General features: G+C 52.8%; 16 protein-coding genes. All 16 read left to right on the forward strand.

All coding sequences use genetic code 11. From position 1 onward, the window contains the following. Window positions 1-19: 19 nt before the first annotated feature. The 16 genes from M2298_RS08130 (at window position 20) to spoIIGA (ending at window position 19,825) form a co-directional block, all read left to right on the forward strand. On the forward strand, window positions 20-2,476 hold the full coding sequence (locus M2298_RS08130) for a penicillin-binding protein (protein ID WP_173597036.1): 2,457 nt from the start codon (window positions 20-22) through the stop codon (window positions 2,474-2,476). 64 nt (window positions 2,477-2,540) lie between these two features. Beyond that, window positions 2,541-4,469: a stage V sporulation protein D gene (locus tag M2298_RS08135; protein WP_122965002.1), complete on the forward strand. Its 1,929-nt coding sequence runs from the start codon at window positions 2,541-2,543 to the stop codon at window positions 4,467-4,469. Window positions 4,470-4,616: 147 nt separating this feature from the next. Next, on the forward strand, window positions 4,617-6,095 hold the full coding sequence (locus tag M2298_RS08140; RefSeq protein ID WP_173597037.1) for a UDP-N-acetylmuramoyl-L-alanyl-D-glutamate--2,6-diaminopimelate ligase: 1,479 nt from the start codon (window positions 4,617-4,619) through the stop codon (window positions 6,093-6,095). A gap of 44 nt (window positions 6,096-6,139) precedes the next feature. Beyond that, window positions 6,140-7,111 carry a phospho-N-acetylmuramoyl-pentapeptide-transferase gene (gene mraY, locus M2298_RS08145; protein WP_122965004.1) on the forward strand — a complete coding sequence of 324 codons (972 nt, stop codon included), beginning with the start codon at window positions 6,140-6,142 and terminating at the stop codon, window positions 7,109-7,111. Next, window positions 7,108-8,472, forward strand: coding sequence for a UDP-N-acetylmuramoyl-L-alanine--D-glutamate ligase (gene murD / locus M2298_RS08150; RefSeq protein WP_122965005.1), 1,365 nt, complete (start codon window positions 7,108-7,110; stop codon window positions 8,470-8,472). The genes mraY and murD overlap by 4 nt, the downstream gene beginning before the upstream one ends. Before the next feature lie 66 nt (window positions 8,473-8,538). Continuing rightward, a complete protein-coding gene (spoVE, locus tag M2298_RS08155) occupies window positions 8,539-9,636 on the forward strand; it encodes a stage V sporulation protein E (protein WP_122965006.1) in 1,098 nt (365 codons plus the stop codon). Between the two features lie 75 nt (window positions 9,637-9,711). Continuing rightward, entirely contained in the window at window positions 9,712-10,815 is a 1,104-nt protein-coding gene (murG, locus tag M2298_RS08160) for an undecaprenyldiphospho-muramoylpentapeptide beta-N-acetylglucosaminyltransferase (protein WP_173597038.1), read from the forward strand. Window positions 10,816-10,920: 105 nt separating this feature from the next. Then, window positions 10,921-11,826, forward strand: a complete 906-nt coding sequence (gene murB, locus M2298_RS08165) for a UDP-N-acetylmuramate dehydrogenase (protein WP_122965008.1) — start codon at window positions 10,921-10,923, stop codon at window positions 11,824-11,826. A 15-nt stretch (window positions 11,827-11,841) separates the two neighbouring features. Beyond that, window positions 11,842-13,098 carry a UDP-N-acetylglucosamine 1-carboxyvinyltransferase gene (gene murA / locus M2298_RS08170; protein WP_122965009.1) on the forward strand — a complete coding sequence of 419 codons (1,257 nt, stop codon included), beginning with the start codon at window positions 11,842-11,844 and terminating at the stop codon, window positions 13,096-13,098. Between the two features lie 143 nt (window positions 13,099-13,241). Next, a complete protein-coding gene (locus M2298_RS08175; RefSeq protein WP_173599288.1) occupies window positions 13,242-14,036 on the forward strand; it encodes a cell division protein FtsQ/DivIB in 795 nt (264 codons plus the stop codon). 21 nt (window positions 14,037-14,057) lie between these two features. After that, window positions 14,058-14,768, forward strand: a complete 711-nt coding sequence (locus tag M2298_RS08180) for a DUF881 domain-containing protein (protein ID WP_063230397.1) — start codon at window positions 14,058-14,060, stop codon at window positions 14,766-14,768. A gap of 24 nt (window positions 14,769-14,792) precedes the next feature. Next, complete coding sequence (locus tag M2298_RS08185; RefSeq protein WP_122965011.1) at window positions 14,793-15,539, forward strand: DUF881 domain-containing protein; 747 nt, start codon at window positions 14,793-14,795, stop codon at window positions 15,537-15,539. A 2-nt stretch (window positions 15,540-15,541) separates the two neighbouring features. Next, window positions 15,542-15,889 (forward strand): small basic family protein, encoded by a 348-nt coding sequence (locus tag M2298_RS08190; protein WP_005832967.1) that lies wholly within the window; start codon window positions 15,542-15,544, stop codon window positions 15,887-15,889. A gap of 140 nt (window positions 15,890-16,029) precedes the next feature. Further along, the gene (gene ftsA / locus M2298_RS08195) at window positions 16,030-17,283 is read left to right on the forward strand and encodes a cell division protein FtsA (protein ID WP_122965012.1); all 1,254 of its coding nucleotides are present in this window, start codon (window positions 16,030-16,032) and stop codon (window positions 17,281-17,283) included. A 147-nt stretch (window positions 17,284-17,430) separates the two neighbouring features. After that, window positions 17,431-18,579: a cell division protein FtsZ gene (gene ftsZ / locus M2298_RS08200; protein ID WP_122965013.1), complete on the forward strand. Its 1,149-nt coding sequence runs from the start codon at window positions 17,431-17,433 to the stop codon at window positions 18,577-18,579. A 283-nt stretch (window positions 18,580-18,862) separates the two neighbouring features. Continuing rightward, complete coding sequence (spoIIGA, locus tag M2298_RS08205; protein ID WP_122965014.1) at window positions 18,863-19,825, forward strand: sigma-E processing peptidase SpoIIGA; 963 nt, start codon at window positions 18,863-18,865, stop codon at window positions 19,823-19,825. Window position 19,826: the final 1 nt, after the last annotated feature.

Genomic DNA, 19,826 nt, shown 5'->3' on the forward strand with positions numbered 1-19,826 from the left:
CGTGATGGAGTGAGTGGAAATGGATACGAAACGACTGGTGAACTGGCGCATCCTTATTTGTGCGTTGTGCCTGATCTTGATTTTTTCCACCTTGAGTCTGAGGATTTACTGGATTCAGACGGTGGAAGCAAGCAAAATTATGGATAAGGCTACGGAACAATGGGATCGGGCTCGGACGCTGCAACCGATGCGCGGAGCGATCAAGGATCGAAACGGCGAAATTCTCGCTTTCGATGGCAAGGCGTACACGGTGAACGCCAGGTTGAAGGGGCGCGATGACAAGGACAAGGATTTCGTCAAGGACCCTTACTATACAGCGAATGCTCTTGCCCCGATCCTCAACGCTCCGGTTCCTGAACTTGTGAAAATGCTGACCAAGCCGAACACGGTAGTCGAGCTGGGCCGCTATGGCAGAAAAATTAGCGAGGAACAAAAAAACCGGATTTTGGCGCTGCAATTTCCCAAGCTTCCCAGTGGGCAGCAAGTGGAAGAAAACCAGCTTCCGGGGATCTTTTTAAATGAAACGACCAGACGTGTGTACCCGAACAACAGCTTTGCCTCACACGTAATCGGGTACTTGGACCTGTACGACCAGCCGAAAATGGGAATCGAGCTTCAGCTCAACAAGGAACTGGCCGGAGAACAAGGGCAGATGGAGTATAAAAGAGACGGGGCAGGCTATCAGCTTCCGGACAGCCAGGGCCAATACGTCCCGGCAAAAGACGGCTACGACGTCTACCTCACCCTTGACAGGCAAATCCAGGATTACGTCGAGCAAGCGCTGGATGTCGTCGATCGCCAGTACAAGCCAAAAGGCATGACAGTCATCGTCTCCGATCCGCAGACGGGCGAGATTCTCGCGATGGGCAATCGTTCGCAATTTAATCCCAATACATACTATAACGGGATTACCAACTATACAAACCATGCGATCACTTCCATGTTCGAGCCTGGTTCCACGTTCAAGATCATTACGCTTGCAGCCGCGATTGAAGAAGGGCTGTTCAATCCAAATGAGACGTACGACTCTGGTAAATACACGATCAAGGGACAAGTTCCGATCCGCGACCACAACAACGGGGTGGGCTGGGGAAGAATTACGTTTCTGGAAGGGGTTCAGCGTTCCAGTAACGTAATGTTCGCGAAGCTCGGCTACGAACGCCTCAAGCTGGAAAAGCTCAGGGCGTACTTTAAAAAGTTCGGGATAGGTTCTTTGACCGAAATCGAACTGCCTTACGAGAAAGAAGGAAACCTGATCAACCTGGAGAAGCCGCGCTCTCCGCGTGACTGGGCAGCGTCGACTTTCGGACAAGGGGTGACAGTTACAGCTATTCAGCAGATCGCCGCAGTCGGGGCGATTGCCAATGGCGGCGAGCTGTTGAAGCCGCATATCGTCAAAGAATTGCGCGACCCGCACACCGGAGCGGTTGTGAAGCGCAGTGAACGCGAAGTGCAGAGACGGGTCGTTTCAGAAGCGACCGCGAAGAAAACCCGCGATATTTTGGAAACGGTCGTGACAGGCGAGCACGGAACAGGGAAGCTGTACGCGATCGACGGCTACCACGTCGCAGGGAAGACGGGAACGGCGCAAAAGTACGACCCGAACACAGGCAAAATCATGGACGGCCACTACATCGCTTCCTTTATCGGTTTTGCGCCAAAAGACAACCCGCGTCTGCTCGTGTACGTTGTCATTGATGACCCAGAAACGAGTGATTCGTATATATACTGGGGAAAAACGATGATTGCGCCCACGTTCAAGACGATCATGGAGCGCAGTTTGCAATATTTGCAACAGCAGCCGGATTTCTCGCGGGTGGAATCGGATAAAGGAAACGGGAAAAACGACAAGAAATCACAAGCACAAGTATTGGCGGCTCAGCCTGTAGCGAGTCAGACTTTGCCCAAGTTTGAAGGGATGTCGACGACGGCGGCGCAACTGCGCGCGAAGCAGGACAATCTGACGGTGACGGTGCTCGGAACAGGCACGAAAATCGTGGAGCAATATCCTGCCGCTTACGAGCAAACAGTGCCTGGCAAGCAAATCATTTTGGTGACGGATCGTCTGGATGGGGCGAAGATGCCTGATTTCAAAGGGAAGTCGCTGCGCGAAGTCATGGAATTTACTTCGCTTTTGAATATCGACGTGCAAGCCGCAGGAACAGGCTTTGTCGTACAGCAGAGCATCGCTCCGGGCACGGCGCTCACAGGCAAAGAGAAGCTGCTGATTACGCTGCAATCAGAGTCGCAGCCGCCGCCCGCGCCACAACCGCAGGAAGGCACAGCGCCAGCAGGCACAGCGTCACCTGATGGCGCTACGCCGCCGCCAGCGTCTGGAACTGGAACGACTGCGCCGACGAATCCGACTGGAGAGCAGCCTGCGGGTCAGCAGGGCGGACAGCAGGGAAGCACCGGGTCCAACCAGCAAGCTCCTCCAGCGGGCACACAAGCAGGTCAGACAAGTCCAACTCCATAGTTCTATCCCGTCCCCCCGACGAATAAGGTAAGGAAGAGACAACCTATTCGAGGGGGGACTCGCTTTGCGGGTATCCAATGCTACTGTACGCCGTCGCATTTTTATATCGCTTGTCATCGGCATTGTCCTGTATACGGCGCTCATCACCCGACTCGGGTATGTGCAACTGGTAGAAGGGCCGAAGCTGGCGCAAATGGCTGACCAGCTGTTGAATCGGGAAATCGACTTCAAGCCAAATCGCGGCCGGATTCTCGATCGGAACGGCAATGAGCTGGTCTCCAACATGACAGTGCCAACCGTTGTCGCCGTTCCCGCACAAATCAAGGATGCGAAGGAGACAGCCCGGCAACTCGCGATCATTTTGGAGCAAAAAGAAGAAGATGTGTACCAGGCGATCACGAAGAAACAAATGAGCAATGACAAGATTCCGGGCGGGAAAAAGCTGCCGATCGAAAAAGCGCGAAAAATCCAGGAGCTGAACCTGCCGGGGATTTACTTGGCCGGGGATTCCAAGCGCTTTTATCCGAATGGCTCCATGGCCGCGCATATTTTGGGCTTTACCGGGATCGACAATCAAGGGTTGACCGGACTGGAAAAGATTTACGATCCATTTTTAAAAGGAACGGACGGACACATTTCGTTTCCCTCTGACGCCAAAGGACGCGTGATGCCCGGCGGCTCCGAAGATTACGTAGCTCCGGTAAGCGGAATGGACATGTATCTGACCATCGACAGTGCGATCCAGTCGTTCATCGAACGGGAGCTGGATCAGGCTGTGGTCGCCTATCAGCCCGATGATGTTCTGGCGATCGCGATGAATCCAAAGACGGGGGAAATTTTGGGGATGGGCAGCCGTCCGACGTTCCAGCCGGACGAATATCAGAACTACCCGACGGAAGTGTACAACCGGAATTTGCCCATCTGGAAAACGTATGAGCCAGGTTCGACATTCAAGATTGTCACGCTCGCTGCGGCGTTGAACGAGGGCGTCGTATCGCTCGATGAAGGCTTCTACGACCCCGGCTTCATTACGGTCGCGGGAAAGCGGCTGCGCTGCTGGAAACGGCAAGGACACGGCCAGGAGACGATGCTGGAAGTCGTGGAGAACTCGTGCAACCCGGGTTTCGTGACGATGGGCCAGCGGCTGCAAAAAGAACGCCTGTTTGAATACATCAAAAAATTTGGCTTCGGACAAAAAACAGGAATCGATTTGATCGGAGAAGAGAACGGGCTGTTGTTCAATCTGAACCGCGTCGGTCCGGTTGAACTGGGCACGACCTCGTTCGGGCAAGGCGTTTCCGTTACGCCCATCCAGCAAATGGCGGCTGTTTCGGCAGCGATCAACGGCGGGAAGCTGATGAAGCCGTTCGTCGCCAAGGAATGGCGCGATAGTGTCACACACGATATCGTAGCGCGGACGCTGCCGACGGAAGTGCGGCAGGTCATCTCGGCAGAGACTTCCGCAAAAGTCCGGTACGCCCTGGAGAGTGTCGTCGCCCAAGGGACAGGGAACAAGGCGTACATCGAAGGCTACCGTGTCGGCGGGAAGACAGGAACCGCGCAAAAGGTCAAGAACGGACGATACATGGACGGGGAGTACATCGTATCCTTCATCGGCTTTGCTCCGGCAGACGATCCGCAAATTGTCGTTTATTTTGCAGTCGACAATCCGAAAGCACTGGCTTTTGGCGGACTGATTGCCGCGCCCAGCGTCAAGAGCATCATTGAATCTTCCTTGCAGCACCTGAATGTGCCCAAGCGCAAAGACGGGATTGCCAAGGAAATCAACAAAGCTTTGGGCGAGCGGGAACCGATCGAAGTACCGAATATGGTCGGGCAGACGATGAAAGATGTCGTCCAGACGTACGAGACGCTTCCGCTGGTCGTTTCGGGCAAAGGCACCTATGTGATTGCGCAGTCGCCAGCACCGGGAGTAAAAATTGAAGAGGGCGGAAAAATTCGCATACATCTTGGTGACAAATTGAGCAATTAGCTATAAAATGAGATTTCGAAGGCGGAGGGAAGTAGGCTTGTCTACAATCGCTCTGCCTTTGTTCGTCACCAAAACGGATTCGTGTCATTTCGGTAAAAAAGGGCAAATTTCTGTCTATACTAAGTTGGAGAATGGGGTGCCTGTTTCATGTTTCTACGGGATCTGCTCATGCCTTTGTTGCCAGTGAAGGTTTCGGGGGATGACAGTATGGAGATTACGGGTTTGACAGCAGACTCGCGCCAGGTTAAACCGGGCTACTTGTTTGTATGTCTGACAGGGTATACCGTGGATGGTCATACGTTCGCGGCCCAGGCGGTGAAAAATGGCGCCGTTGCCGTGTTATCCGAACAAGATCTGGACGTGCCAGCGACTATTGTCAGGGTGCCGGATACCCGGCGGGCAATGGCTATGCTGGCTGATCGTATTTTCGGATCTCCCACAAGAGAGTTAAAGGTGATTGGGGTTACGGGGACAAACGGGAAGACGACCACCACTCATCTGATCGACAAGATCCTGCGCGATCGGCGCAAGCAAACAGGCTTGATTGGCACGATCCACATGCGAATCGGGGATGTTATCGAAGAAGTGAAAAATACGACTCCCGATGCCGTGGATCTGCAAAGAAGCTTCCGTCGCATGTGCGATGTGAACACAGACTATGCGATCATCGAGGTGTCCTCTCATGCGCTTGAGTTGGGACGGGTGCGCGGCTGCGACATCCATACCGCGGTCTTTACCAATTTGACGCAAGATCATCTCGACTATCATAAAACGATGGAAAACTATCGCTACGCCAAGTCTTTGCTGTTTTCCCAGCTCGGGAACCACTACGATCCGAATTGCCTGAAGACAGCCGTGCTGAACGCAGATGACGAGGCATCGAAGCTGTATGCAACCGTGACACCTGCGCGCGTCGTGACGTACGGCATCGACCAGCCGGCAGACGTCCAGGCTAAAAACATCGAGATTACGAGCAAAGGAACCTCGTTTACGGCGGAAACCTTTGCGGGTACGATTGACCTCAACCTGAAGCTGATGGGGAAATTCAATGTGTATAACGCATTGGCAGCCATGGCGGTTACACTTGCAGAAGGCGTGAGCCTCGAAGACATCAAGGCGAGCCTGGAAGCAGTAGCTGGTGTCAACGGACGTTTTGAAGCCGTAGATGCGGGTCAGCCGTTCGCTGTTCTCGTCGATTACTCGCATACGCCGGACAGTCTGGAAAACGCCTTGATGACCGTCAAGGAATTTGCCAAAGGCAACGTGTTCTGCATCGTGGGCTGCGGGGGAGACCGCGACCGCACGAAGCGCCCGATTATGGCGCAAATCGCAACGAAATACGCGGATATGACCGTCTTAACATCAGATAATCCTCGCTCCGAGGAGCCGCAGGCGATCCTTGCCGACATGCTCGCAGGCGTGCGCGATGTGTCTGCTGCGCGTTACACGGCAGTGACGGACCGCCGTGAAGCGATTCATTATGCCGTTTCCTTGGCGAAGCCGGACGATGTCATTTTGATCGCCGGAAAAGGCCATGAGACGTATCAAATCATCAAAGATCAAGTACTGCCCTTCGACGACCGTGAAGTTGCGCGGGAAGCGATTGCCCGGTACAACCAAGAATAGAGACAGATGCGACACATTGGCATCGAAAGAAAGGAGGCTCGGGCATGTTCGCTGACAACGTCCTAATCGTCACGATCGTCGCCGCGTTTCTCATTGCCGTACTGATTGGCCCACTGTTTATTCCCTTCCTTCGCCGCCTGAAATTTGGGCAGGCAATTCGGGAGGAAGGACCGCAATCCCACTTCAAGAAGGCTGGTACCCCTACGATGGGGGGCACCATCATTCTGCTGGCACTTATATTTACCGTGTTGAAGTTTGCCAATGCTACAATGGAAATTTACTTCCTGTTACTGGTGACACTCGGCTACGGTTTGATCGGATTTTTGGATGACTTTATCAAGATCAGGAAGAAGCGCAACCTCGGCTTGACCGCCAGACAAAAGTTTGCCGGTCAGATTGTGCTGGCTATCGGCGCGTATATTTTGCTGCTGATGATGGGGCATGACACGTCGCTGCATTTGCCAGGCACGCCATGGAAGCTGGAGCTGGGCTATTTCTACTTCCCGTTCCTCTTGTTCTTGCTCGTCGGCACGACCAACGCCGTAAACATTACGGACGGTCTGGACGGCCTTTTGGCTGGTACGGGAGCGATCGCTTTCGGGGCGTACGCCATCATTGCCTGGTTCGGGCAAGATTACGACACGGCGATTTTCAGTGCAGCCGTCGTCGGTGCGGTTCTCGGCTTCCTCGTGTTCAATGCCCATCCGGCCCGCGTGTTCATGGGGGACACAGGCTCGCTCGGTTTGGGGGGAGCACTCGCCGGAATTGCGATCATGACGAAAACAGAGCTGCTTTTGGCGATTGTCGGTGGGGTGTTTGTCGTGGAGACACTGTCTGTCATCTTGCAGGTCGTTTCTTTCAAGACACGGGGCAAACGAATTTTTCGCATGAGCCCGCTTCACCATCATTTTGAATTGACAGGCTGGTCCGAGTGGCGTGTCGTCGTCACCTTCTGGCTGGTCGGCATGTTCTTTGCCGGATTGGGTGTATACCTTGAGGTGGTGACAATCAGATGATGCGTTATCATAATCAGCACGTAGTCGTTTTAGGAATGGCGAAAAGCGGTGTAGCAGTGGCAAAACTGCTGCACCGCTTTGGCGCTCATGTCGTGGTTAACGATAAAAAGCCGCGGGAAGAAGCGAGCGGGATCGAGGAGCTGGAAGCGCTCGGAATTACCGTCATTTGCGGGCACCATCCGGAAGATTTGATTCATCCGGGGGTGTCTCTCGTTGTGAAAAATCCGGGAATCCCTTATGAAGCGCCGCCAGTGAAGCAGGCGCTTGCTCTCGGTATTCCTGTCGTGACGGAGGTAGAGCTTGCCTCCCAGATTGCCAAGGCACCGATCATCGGCATCACGGGCTCCAACGGAAAGACAACCACGACGACGCTCGTTGGACAAATTCTCAAGGAAGCGGGTCTTGATGTGCTCGTTGGCGGCAACATCGGAACCGTCCTTTGCGGTCTTGCGGAGGAAGCTGGGCCAGACCAGTGGCTGGTCGCAGAGCTGAGCAGCTTTCAGCTCATGGGAACGCGAGAATTTCGTCCGCACATCGGTGTTTTGCTCAATCTGTACCCTGCTCATCTCGACTATCACCATACGCTGGAAGAGTATCTCGACGCCAAGCTGAAAATGTTCGCCAATCAGACCGCAGACGATATGGCGATTTTGCCGTTTGACCAGCCGGACATTCTCGCGAAATGCGGCGAGCTTCCCGCACAGACGTACTATTTCAGCAAAACGCAGCAAGTTCCGCGCGGGGCATTCGTCCAGGATGGCGTCATTTTGTTCGCCGATGGACAGGGCGGGACAGAGGCGATTATCGCTGTCGACGAGATCACGGTCCCGCATTTGGACAATGCGCTCGCCGCGATTCTGGTAGCGAAGCTGACTGGCGCTGATACGCGTGCGATCGTGCAGGTGCTTTCGACTTTTGCCGGGGTAGAACATCGCATGGAATACGTGGATTCCATCGCCGGAGTGAAGTATTTCAACGATTCCAAAGCGACCAATCCGGAGGCGGCTTCCCGTGCCTTGCAGGCGTGCCAGGAGCCTGTCGTCTGGATTTGCGGCGGGTTGGATCGCGGTGTTGATTTCAAGGAGCTTTTGCCTGTCATCAAGGGCAGGGTAAAAGCGGTCATCGCATTGGGCCAGACCGCACCGATTTTGCTTGCGCGGGCGGAAGAAGCAGGGATTAACGAGCGAATCCATGTCGATACTGTGGAGAAAGCCGTTCTTGCTGCTTCCCGGTTGGCGCAATCAGGTGACGTGGTGCTGCTCAGCCCGGCGTGTGCGAGTTGGGATATGTTCCCTTCGTTTGAAGCACGGGGGAGCATGTTTAAGGACGGCGTGCATAGACTTAAAACAAGCCTAGCATAACGTCCCACAAAAGCTTCATGAATACAGCGTGAAACGGGACGGCATGAGAAAGGATGACCTGGCACTATGAGCAAGGTACGCTCTGCCCCCGACTTCGTAATTATTTTTGCAACACTTTTTTTATTGGGAATTGGCATCGTGATGGTGTACAGCGCCAGTGCGATCGTCGCCCAGAAGCCACCCTTTTCCGATCCGTACTTTTTTGCCAAGCGGCAGCTGATTTTTGCCTTGCTCGGCATCACATCGATGTACATCACGATGAACATCGACTATTGGGTATGGAAACAATGGGCCAAGCCGGGCTTTTACGCCAGTATCGGGCTGTTGATTCTGGTGCTTATCGTCGGGATTGAAGTGAACGGCTCGAAAAGCTGGCTTGGCTTCGGGGCTTTCGGAATCCAGCCTGGCGAGTTTGCCAAGCTCGGCGTCGTCGCGTTTTTGGCGCGGTGGCTGTCCGACAACCAGAAGCAAATTGTGCAGTTCCGCAAAGGATTGATGCCCGCTCTGGCGATTCCGATGGTTTGTTTCGGCCTGATCATGCTTCAGCCCGACTTGGGTACAGGCACGGTATTGACAGGCACGGCGATTGTGATGATTTTCGCGGCAGGAGCGCGAATCAGCCACTTTGTCGGCTTGGGCATGATCGGGGTGGTTGGCTTCATCGGACTGGTACTGTCAGCTCCTTACCGCATCAAGCGGATTACTTCTTTTCTCGATCCTTGGTCTGACCCGCTCAATACAGGCTACCAAATCATTCAATCGCTGTATGCGATCGGCCCGGGCGGTTTGCTCGGCCTCGGTTTGGGACAAAGCAGGCAAAAGCATCTGTACTTGCCGGAACCGTACAATGACTTCATTTTCTCCATTGTGGCGGAAGAACTCGGCTTCATCGGCGGTACGCTCATCTTGCTGTTGTTCCTGCTGCTTTTGTGGAGAGGGATGCGCACAGCGATCACGGCCCCCGATCTGTTCGGCAGCCTTTTGGCGCTCGGGATCATCGGAATGATTGCGATCCAGGTCGTCATCAACATCGGGGTAGTGACAGGCATGTTTCCGGTGACGGGGATCACGCTGCCGTTTTTAAGCTATGGAGGATCATCCCTGACACTGATGCTCACAGGTGTCGGCGTTCTCCTGAACATATCTCGGTTTTCTCGATCATGAATGAACAGCAGGAAAAAGGTGCGATGCTTCGCACGTGGGCAATCTGTTTTCTCTGCATAAAAAGGGTGTGAGAGTATGCGCGTCGTCCTTACAGGCGGTGGCACAGGTGGACATATTTATCCGGCGCTTGCGGTGGCGAGGGAAGTTTCTCGCCAAACTCCGCAGGCTGCCTTTTTGTATATCGGCAGTAAAAAAGGGTTGGAAGCCCAGCTCGTACCGCGAACAGAAATTCCTTTTCAGTCCGTCGAGATCAGCGGGTTGAAGCGGAAGCTGTCGCTGGACAACCTGAAGACCTTGTGGAAATTCGTCCGGGCCGTGTCGGATGCGAAAAAAATGCTGCGCGATTTTCAACCGGATGTCGTCGTGGGCACGGGGGGATACGTCTGCGGGCCAGTCGTCTACGCAGCCTCGCGCTTGGGCATCCCGACCTTGATCCACGAACAAAACGTCGTTCCTGGTCTGACCAACAAATTTTTGTCGCGCTCGGCTACTCGGGTGGCCGTATCTTTTGCAGAGTCTCTCGCGTACTTTCCAGAGGGGAAAACCGTGTTTACCGGCAATCCGCGGGCGACAGAAGTGATGCATGGCAACGCGGAGGCGGGCCGTGGCTTTCTGGGGGTAGACGCAGGCAAAAAAATCGTCCTGATCTTTGGCGGCAGCCGGGGAGCGAGGGCGATCAATGAAGCGGTGCTTTCTGTTGTTACCGAGTTGGGCAAATATGCCGATACTCATTTTGTATACGTAACCGGAGATGTTCACTTTGATAAAATCTCCAGCGAGCTTGCCGCAAAAGGGAAGCTTCCCGAGAACATTTCCGTGCTTCCATTCGTCCATAACATGCCGGACGTTTTGGCGGCGACACATATACTGGTCGGACGTGCAGGTGCATCTACCTTGGCAGAAGTGACGGCTCTCGGCGTTCCGTCGATTTTGATTCCGTCTCCGTATGTGACAAACAACCATCAGGAGAAAAATGCGCGCGGCCTTGAACGTGCAGGTGCAGCGCGAGTCATTGTGGAGAAGGAGCTGAGAGGAGAGCGCCTGCTTCAGGAAGTGGAAAGCTTGCTGCACAGCGATGAGCTGTGGAAGCAAATGAAAGAGAGCGCCCTGTCGCTGGGAATGCCGAAAGCAGCCACGGAAATCGTGCGCACCTTGCAGGAAGTCTCCGCAAAAAAATGATCAGATGGGCGATTGTCACGCCGATCTGGGCGATCGCATAGTATGGAGCAAACACGTGAGAAGACTTACAGGTCCGACCTAGCAAACGTATCAGGAGGTTCACAAATGATAAATATTGCAGATGAGCTGAAGCAAGCAGGGATCGGAAAAGTGTGGACCAATGAGCCTCTCGCCAATCATACGACATGGCGGGTTGGCGGTCCTGCTGATTTGTTAATCCAGCCCAAGGACAAAGAATCCTTGCTAAAAGCCTTGCAGATCATCCATCGTCATGAAATTCCTTGGAGTGTTATCGGGCGCGGCTCCAACCTTCTGGTGAGGGACGGAGGGATTCGCGGAGCCGTGTTCAAAGTGGCTGAGGGCTTGAGCCACTGCGAGTTCAGGGGTGAAGAGGTGTGTGTGGGTGCCGGATATTCCATGATCCGCCTGGCGGTGGAGACAGGCAAGATGGGATTAACAGGGATGGAATTCGCAGGAGGGATTCCTGGTACGGTAGGCGGAGCCGTCTATATGAATGCAGGGGCACACGGATCTGATCTTTCACGTATTCTTATTGAAGCCGAGATTCTTTTCGCAAACGGCGAATGTAAGGTGTTGAGTAACGACGAACTGAGCTTTAGCTATCGGACTTCTCTTTTGCAAAAAGAAAAAGGGATTGTGCTGGAAGCCCGTTTTCAACTGCGTCCAGGCGATCGCAAGCAGATTGCCGCGACACTTGCGACCAACAAGGATCGGCGACGCCAGACACAGCCGTTGCAAATGCCGTGTGCGGGCAGTGTGTTCCGCAACCCGCCGAACGATCACGCAGGGCGTCTGATAGAAGCAGCGGGGCTGAAAGGCTATCAAATCGGTGGAGCTCAGGTTTCAGAAAAACACTCGAATTTCATCGTGAATTGCGGGGGAGCCACGGCTACCGACGTCCTCACCTTGATTGAGCATGTTCGGAGCACAATTCTTGCGAAATACGGAATTGATCTGCATCCGGAAGTTCTGGTGGTGGGCGAGGGGTAACACGGAGGTGAAAGTTTGGAGACTTTTGCGATCGAAGGCGGAAGACCTCTGTCCGGTTCGCTTCGGATCCAAGGAGCTAAGAACGCTGCTCTTCCCATCCTTGCCGCTGCTGTTCTTGCGGAAGGGCAATTCTATATCTACGATGTCCCCCATTTGAAAGATATCAAAGTCATGCTGGAGATAATGACGGCACTGGGGGCCAACACGAAGCACGTGGACGGTTGCGTCGATCTGGATACAACGTCTGTCTCCGTCCCGCATGTGCCAGATGATTTAATGAGCCAGATGCGATCTTCTATTTTTCTCGCCGGGCCGCTTCTGGCCAGGTTGGGTGAAGTCACCATATCGCGTCCCGGTGGCTGCGACATTGGTGAACGCCGAATTGACCTGCATTTGTCTGGTCTTACGGCACTCGGGGCTAAAATAGAAGAATCCGAAGGCTACATTACTTTTCGGGCAAAGCAATTGCGCGGGACCAACATCTTTCTTTCCTTCCCCAGCGTGGGCGCGACGGAAAATATCATGATGGCGGCAGTCTTGGCAAAAGGGACGACACGCATCTGTAATGCGGCTCGGGAGCCGGAGATTATCGACCTGCAAAACTTCCTGAACGCCATGGGTGCGCGAATAAGAGGGGCAGGAACCGATACGATTGAAATCAGCGGCGTACCGCGGCTTCGCTCCGTCAGCTACCGGATCATTCCCGACAGAATTGTGACGGGGACGTATGTGCTGGCGGTCGGCATTGCCCAAGGGCATGTGGAGCTGACCAATACATTGCCTGAGCAACTCACGGCATTGATTGAGGTTGCCCGTAGCTGTGGTGTTGAAATCAAGACCCGCCATGATATAATGGAAATCAAAAGCAACTCCCGTCCTCGTGCTTACGACCGGATCATCACCTCGCCGTATCCAGGGTTTCCGACTGACCTGCAGGCGCAGCTGATGGTGTTTCTGTCACAGGCGAGGGGAACCAGCGTCATCAAGGAAACGATTTTTGAAGGAAGATTCAAACATGTGAATGAATTGGCGCGAATGGGCGCCTCTATATACGTAGATCTCGGCTCTGCTATCATTCGCGGCGTCGGGAAGCTGACCGCCACGAATGTGGAAGCGACAGATCTGCGAGCAGGCGCTGCTCTCGTATTGGCAGGGCTTGCGGCAGAAGGCATTACGACGGTGAATCAGATTCATCATATCGATCGTGGATACGATCGCCTGGAAGAGCAATTGCGCAGGCTGGGAGCCGACATCACGAGGGTTTCGATATGATCGAGGGAAGTCAAGCGGCATAGTGCTATGCCGCTTTCCCTGTTTTGTATAGTTACATTTATTTGGAAGAAATCCATTTATTCCCTTTTGAATGAATTATCTTGCGGGCGATGAGCCTAGAATGCATGAGGAAGGATTCGGCCATGGCGGTAATTGAGGAACGCATTCCGCAAGTCAAGCAGCAACGTCCCAGACGAAAAGGAAACCGTAAACTGGTATTTTGGCTCGTGCTGTTTTTTCTTACTGTACTTATCATTGTTTTTATTCGCTCACCGTACAGCAAGGTGCAGGAAATCCAGGTTATCGGAAACGACATTTACACCACAGAGCAAATCGTCCAGCAATCGGGTCTGCAACGCGACATGCAATTTCTCAATGTGTGGGAGAGCAGCGTGCAAAGCAATTTGGCGCCGCTTGAGGGCGTCAAGAACGTGACGGTCAGCCGTTCTTTTCCGGGAGTGATCCGGCTGCACGTAACGGAGCAAAAGCGCGTCGCCTTCTGGAATGGACAAGACGGCAGCCGCTATCCGCTGCTCGAAAACGGCAAGGTGCTGAAGCAGGTGAATTTTGCCGATCGCGTGGTGGACAGGCCCTTGATCAGCTCCTGGGCAGCGCCTGAGCTGCTCCCCAATCTCGCCAAAGCGTTGTCCCGCCTCACACCGAATGTGCTCGCCGAAATTTCGGACATAACTCTGACGCCAACGGTGTACGATAAGCAGCGGGTAACCTTGTACATGCGCGACGGAAACGAAGTGCGCAGCGTGGTCTACAAGCTGGATAAAATGTTGAACTGGTATCCGGCGATCGTGGCAGAGCTGCCGGCAGGAACAAAAGGGGTGCTCTCCATGTTCGAGCAGCCGTGGTTTGTTCCGTACGGTGCGGGAAGTGATGCCATTCCGATAGCAGGCAACCAGGAGCAGACAGAAAAGCCGCAGTAAAGAAAAAAGGGGTAGCAGACAATGAGTCGTCGCCGCAAATTTCATCTTTATTTAACCGTCGTGACGCTTTGTACAGGCTTTCTGGTAGCAACCTCGTTTGAGACTACCAAGCTCACGCGCAAAGAGCGGTTGAATGATCAGCTGTTCCAGCAGGAAACACAATTGAATGACCGGATTTTATCCGAAAAAGAACAAAACAGGCATTTGGAAAACCAGCTGATTGATTTGCAGCGCCAGGTAGGCAAAGTCGAGGAAGCGATGGCTCAGCAAAAATCTGAGGCAGCCGACACACTCGCCCAGCTGGAGGCTGCGCGTATGCTCTCCGGCGTGGTCGCTGTAGAAGGCCCTGGTCTTGTCATCACGATGCAGGACAGCCAATCGGCAGCAAGCAGCTCGGACATCGCCAATTACATCGTGCATGAGCAAGATGTGCGTCTGGTCGTCAATGAACTGCGCGCAGCGGGAGCCGAGGCGATCAGCATCAACGGCCAGAGACTGGTAAGCAACTCTTCCATCCGCTGTGTCGGTCCGACGATCATCGTCAACGGAATCAAGTCTGCCGCTCCTTTTGTCATCTCGGCAATCGGCAATCCTGAGACGATGGAGAGTGCCCTCCATTTGCCAGGAGGAGTATTGCAATCTCTGCAAGACTTTGTTCAAATCGACTTGGCGAAAAAAGAGAAGGTGCAGCTCCCGGCCTTCGTTGGTGACGCCAAAACGAAACACTCCTAAAAGGTAAAAGGATGCGTTTGCCCTATGTTACAAAAAAGCCGTAAAATCACGTTTATTCTTGCCATTATTAGTGCTATCATAGGTGTGATGTTGGCTGTGCAATTGCGCAGCAGCCTCCATCCGGTACATAAGGAGTCTCGCAGCATTGCGGAACTCCGGACCACGCTGCAAAAAGAGCTGGAGAAACACAAAAACCTGCTTGCAGATATTTCCAAGTACAATCAGCTGTACTACCAATACGAAACCGCATTAAGTGAAGACGAGAGCATTTCGGTCATGAAGGAAGAGCTGGAGCGAAACCGTCGAATGGCTGGAATGGTAGAGGTCGAGGGGGAAGGCATCGTGCTGGAAGTTGTCGATGCCCACACGCCTACAGAGCCGATTCTGGACGAACACATGCAGGTGCCTGTTGTAGGTGAATACACGATTGACGATGAAGATTTGCGTTGGCTGGTCAATATCCTGTTTGCGAACGGAGCGCAAGCGGTGTCCATTAACGATCATCGGTTGATTGCCACTTCCGCGATCCGCAATGTAGGGGCTGTCATCCAGATTGATACGAGGACGATACAGCCTCCATATGAAATAAAAGCATTGGGAGAGCCCGACGTGCTTTTGTCCGCGATGAAGCTGGAGGGTGTCGAAGAGAACTTTCAGCTGGCGAACAAAAAAGTGTTGGCCGAAAAACGGGACAAGCTGTTGATTTCCGCAAACAAAGAAACACGTGTCATCCAATTTATGAAACCTGTTAAAGAAAAAGGAGATTCGTAACCATGTGGCTCCCGCTTATCGGACTGATTGTCGGTCTCGCTGTCGGCTTCCTTCTGGATTGGCGCGTGCCCCAGGAGTATAGCAGCTATCTTTCCATAGCTCTGTTGGCTGGATTGGATACGATCTTTGGGGGGATTCGCTCCTTCTTGGAACGCACCTTCAACGTTCGGATCTTCATGTCCGGATTCTTTTTCAATACGCTCTTTGCAGCTGGGCTGGCCTTCATCGGAGGTTTCCTCGGGATTGATCTGTACCTGGCGGCCATCGTGGCTTTCGGGGTGCGTCTCTTCAATAACCTGGCTGTGATTAGGAGAATAGTTCTATCCCGTTGGATCAATCAGCAAGAATAGCCCGAACAAATGGGAAGATGGTCATTTTTTTACAAAAATTCTAGATGAAAAAAAGGGAATGGTTGTCCTGTGTGGAATAATTTATGCAGGTGTTCTCATTTTAGCAAGACAAAAGACGTAGCAGGGGAGGTGTCACAGGTTTGGTAAGTAATGAACTCATCGTCAGCCTAGACATTGGAACATCCAAAGTACGCGTCATGATCGGCGAGATCAACAACGGTTCCATCAACATCATCGGCGTCGGACAATCACACTCAGAAGGCATCAAGAAGGGCGTGATTGTTGACATCGACCAAACCGTGCATGCCATCCGGGAAGCAGTCGATCATGCTGAACGCATGGTTGGCGTTTCTATCGAAGAAGTGTATGTGGGGATCACTGGAAACCATATCGAGTTGCATGAAACCCAAGGGGTTGTCGCTGTATCCAGCGAAGACCGTGAGATACGAGAAGAAGATATCCAACGCGTCATTCAGGCAGCGAAGGTTGTAGCGATTCCGCCGGACCGTGAAATCATCGAGGTAGTTCCAAAGGAGTATATCGTAGATGGGCAGGGTAGTATCAAAGACCCTCGCGGGATGATTGGTGTCCGACTGGAAATGGAAGGGACCATTGTAACCGGATTGAAAACGGTTGTACATAACATCGTTCGCTGTGCTCAACGAACCAATCTGCGTGTAGCTGGAATTTTCTTGCAACCGCTTGCGGCTAGCACGGTTGCCCTATCCAAAGATGACAAAAATATGGGTGTCGTTCTTGTCGACATCGGTGCGGGTTCTACCACGATCGGTGTATTCGAGCAAGGTAAGCTGGCCGCTACCACCGTGATCGGCATCGGTGGCGACCATATCACAAGCGACATTTCACTAGGATTGCGTACCCATACGGATGTGGCAGACCGCGTGAAAATAAAAAACGGTTGTGCGTTGATCGATGAAGCTTCTGAAGATGTGAAATTCAAGGTGAACCGGATTGGCAGTGAAGTAGAAAAGCAGTTTACCCAAGTAGACTTGGCCAATATCATTGAGCCGCGCGCTGCAGAAATATTCCAATTAGTCGAGGATGCTGTCTACAAGATGGGCTTCCGCGACGAGATTGCAGGCGGCTACGTCCTGACTGGCGGTACAGTAGCAATGCCTGGCATGCTGGAATTGGCAAAAGAAGAATTGGACGCACCTGTTCGCATCGCAATTCCTGATTACATCGGAGTGCGGGATCCTGCCTACACCACAGGGGTAGGTTTGATTCAATATGCCTTGCAGTTGATGGAGCGCCGCAGCGTACGCGTCACCCCCTCATTCAAGGGCACTCAGAAGCAAACCGTTGCCAAGCAGCCAAAAGAAGGCGGCGGTTTGATGGAAAAAGTGAAAAACTGGTTTAGCGAATTTATTTAGTCGCTTTGCCGTAGTTAGCACAATGGCGAAAATTGGAACGTTTCGTTCTTTTGAAATCATGGAAGAGAATAACGGGATGTCCCATTCGTTTGTCAATCGGCTTCTTGGGCCACAAGTTTTTATGTTGAATTGGGGAGGACTAGCAATATGCTGGAATTTGATATGGACATGGAATCCTTTGCACGAATTAAAGTAATTGGGTGCGGCGGCGGCGGCAGCAATGCTGTAAACCGCATGATTGCAGGCGGCGTGAAAGGGGTAGAATTTATCACCCTGAACACCGATGCACAGGCGCTCCAATTGTCCAGTGCCGAGATTAAACTGCAAATCGGGGAAAAGCTGACACGCGGTCTCGGAGCAGGTGCGAATCCGGAAATCGGCAAAAAGGCGGCGGAAGAGAGCCGCGATTTGATTGAAAATGCTCTGCGCGGTGCAGATATGGTATTCGTTACGGCGGGAATGGGCGGAGGAACCGGTACTGGTGCAGCCCCTGTTGTCGCTGAGATCGCCAAGGAGATGGGCGCTCTTACGGTGGGTGTCGTGACTCGTCCTTTCTCTTTCGAGGGGCGCAAGCGTTCCCAGCACGGTGAGGCTGGTATCGCGGCACTCAAGGAAAAAGTGGATACGCTGATCGTCATTCCTAACGATCGTTTGCTGGAAATCGTAGATAAAAACACACCTATGCTCGAAGCGTTCCGTGAAGCGGACAACATTTTGCGCCAAGGGGTTCAAGGGATTTCCGACCTGATCGCTGTACCGGGTCTGATCAACTTGGACTTTGCAGACGTGAAGACGATCATGACCGAGCGCGGCTCCGCTTTGATGGGGATCGGCGTAGGCAGCGGGGAAAACCGTGCGGCTGAAGCGGCTCGCCGTGCCATTTCCAGCCCGCTCTTGGAAACATCGATTGACGGTGCTCGCGGCGTTCTGATGAACATCACAGGCGGCACCAACTTGAGCTTGTACGAAGTAAACGAAGCAGCAGATATCGTTTCTTCGGCAGCAGACCCAGATGTAAACATGATCTTCGGTGCGGTCATCAACGAAGATTTGAAAAATGAACTGGTAGTTACGGTCATTGCAACGGGATTCGAGCATTCCCAGCGCGTACCGGAAGCACCGCGCCGCCAGCAACAACCGATCAATACCGCTGGCAACCGTCCGACACCGATTTCCAACACGAATACGGGCCGTGCCAAAGAAGAAGAGGATGACAAGTCCTTCTTCTCCATGAGCAATCTCGACAACCTCGATATTCCAGCATTCCTGCGAAATCGTCGTCGCAACAAAAAATAGGCCACAAAAGTGGAAAAGCCTTGTTCTCTTTTCGGAGACAAGGCTTTTTTCTGTGAAAAACGTCTCGACGCTGTGCATTTGCTTGAAATAGAACCAAAAACGTTAGACAAAAAATCCAAAAAAACACCGTCAAGAATTGACAGACTTTACATACACATTGATATATACTGCTTTTACTGATAGAGCCAGCGCTATAAAAGCGGCGTCCTGGCGCTACACATACGGCAACTCTTGCAGCTCTCGGATTTTCGCCCAGGCGAAAACAGATCGGAGGTGAGGGCAAGTGGTTGTGTATCTTGATATCATTCTACTCCTCAACCTGGCTATTGATACCTTGTTGCTCTGGTTTACCGCGTATTTTCGCAAAGAGCGCGTGGTGTGGTGGAGAATGATCGCGGCCTCATTGTTCGGTTGTTCGTATTTGGTCTTTTTCTTTTTCCCTGCGTTTTCGCCTATGTATCAATGGTCAGTCAAGCTGTTGTTTTCCATTCTCATGCTGTGGATCGCATTCGGGAACAGGAGGTTGTTGTCCTTTGCGCAAAACTTGATCATTTTTTATTTTGTCGCTTTTGTTTTTGGCGGAGGAGTATTCGGGCTTCAATACTTTTTGGCGCCGCGAAACGAAATTGTCAACGGATTGATTGTGACGCACAACGACGGTTTTGGAGTGGGCTTCAAGCCTACCCTCGCGATTGTGGTCATCGGGTTTCTGCTCGTCTTTTTCCTCGGGAAAAAGAGCTACAAAGCGATTCAGGAGCCGCGAAGAATGGAGACGTTCCTCGTCGATGTCGTGGTGACTGTCGCAAAAGAAAAAGTCATTTGCCGCGGTCTCGTGGATACAGGCAATCAACTGCACGAGCCGATCACGCGTCTGCCGGTGATGATTATCGAAAGCCGCATGCTGGCTCATCTGCTTCCGCCGTCGCTTCTCCGACAAACCGATGAAAACGGTGGAGTGTGGGAGAAGCTGGACGGATCCTGGGATGACCTGCCGCTGGAATGGCAAGCTCGGGTACGGCTCATCCCGTACCGGAGCGTGTCGCGGGGAATGGATTTTTTGCTTGCGATCAAGCCGGATCATGTGATGGTTGTACAGGAAGGACTTCGCTATGAAACGGAAAAAGTGCTGATCGGGCTTAACCCGATTCCGCTTTCGGCAGACGGCAAGTACCAGGCGATCGTACATCCTGCCATGATGGAAGCATATACGCAAGAACCTACCTTTATTCTCAAACAGGAGGGCTAAT

It is taken from the genome of Brevibacillus sp. 1238 (genome assembly GCF_029892995.1).
Taxonomy (GTDB): domain Bacteria; phylum Bacillota; class Bacilli; order Brevibacillales; family Brevibacillaceae; genus Brevibacillus; species Brevibacillus parabrevis.

What these genes read in the sequence shown, in the direction of transcription:
- M2298_RS08130 (WP_173597036.1), top strand. Translation starts at nt 20, where the DNA reads ATGGATACGAAACGACTGGTGAACTGGCGCATCCTTATTTGTGCGTTG.
- M2298_RS08140 (WP_173597037.1), top strand. Translation starts at nt 4,617, where the DNA reads ATGTTTCTACGGGATCTGCTCATGCCTTTGTTGCCAGTGAAGGTTTCG.
- mraY (WP_122965004.1), top strand. Translation starts at nt 6,140, where the DNA reads ATGTTCGCTGACAACGTCCTAATCGTCACGATCGTCGCCGCGTTTCTC.
- murD (WP_122965005.1), top strand. Translation starts at nt 7,108, where the DNA reads ATGATGCGTTATCATAATCAGCACGTAGTCGTTTTAGGAATGGCGAAA.
- spoVE (WP_122965006.1), top strand. Translation starts at nt 8,539, where the DNA reads ATGAGCAAGGTACGCTCTGCCCCCGACTTCGTAATTATTTTTGCAACA.
- murG (WP_173597038.1), top strand. Translation starts at nt 9,712, where the DNA reads ATGCGCGTCGTCCTTACAGGCGGTGGCACAGGTGGACATATTTATCCG.
- murB (WP_122965008.1), top strand. Translation starts at nt 10,921, where the DNA reads ATGATAAATATTGCAGATGAGCTGAAGCAAGCAGGGATCGGAAAAGTG.
- M2298_RS08175 (WP_173599288.1), top strand. Translation starts at nt 13,242, where the DNA reads ATGGCGGTAATTGAGGAACGCATTCCGCAAGTCAAGCAGCAACGTCCC.
- M2298_RS08180 (WP_063230397.1), top strand. Translation starts at nt 14,058, where the DNA reads ATGAGTCGTCGCCGCAAATTTCATCTTTATTTAACCGTCGTGACGCTT.
- M2298_RS08185 (WP_122965011.1), top strand. Translation starts at nt 14,793, where the DNA reads ATGTTACAAAAAAGCCGTAAAATCACGTTTATTCTTGCCATTATTAGT.
- M2298_RS08190 (WP_005832967.1), top strand. Translation starts at nt 15,542, where the DNA reads ATGTGGCTCCCGCTTATCGGACTGATTGTCGGTCTCGCTGTCGGCTTC.
- ftsZ (WP_122965013.1), top strand. Translation starts at nt 17,431, where the DNA reads ATGCTGGAATTTGATATGGACATGGAATCCTTTGCACGAATTAAAGTA.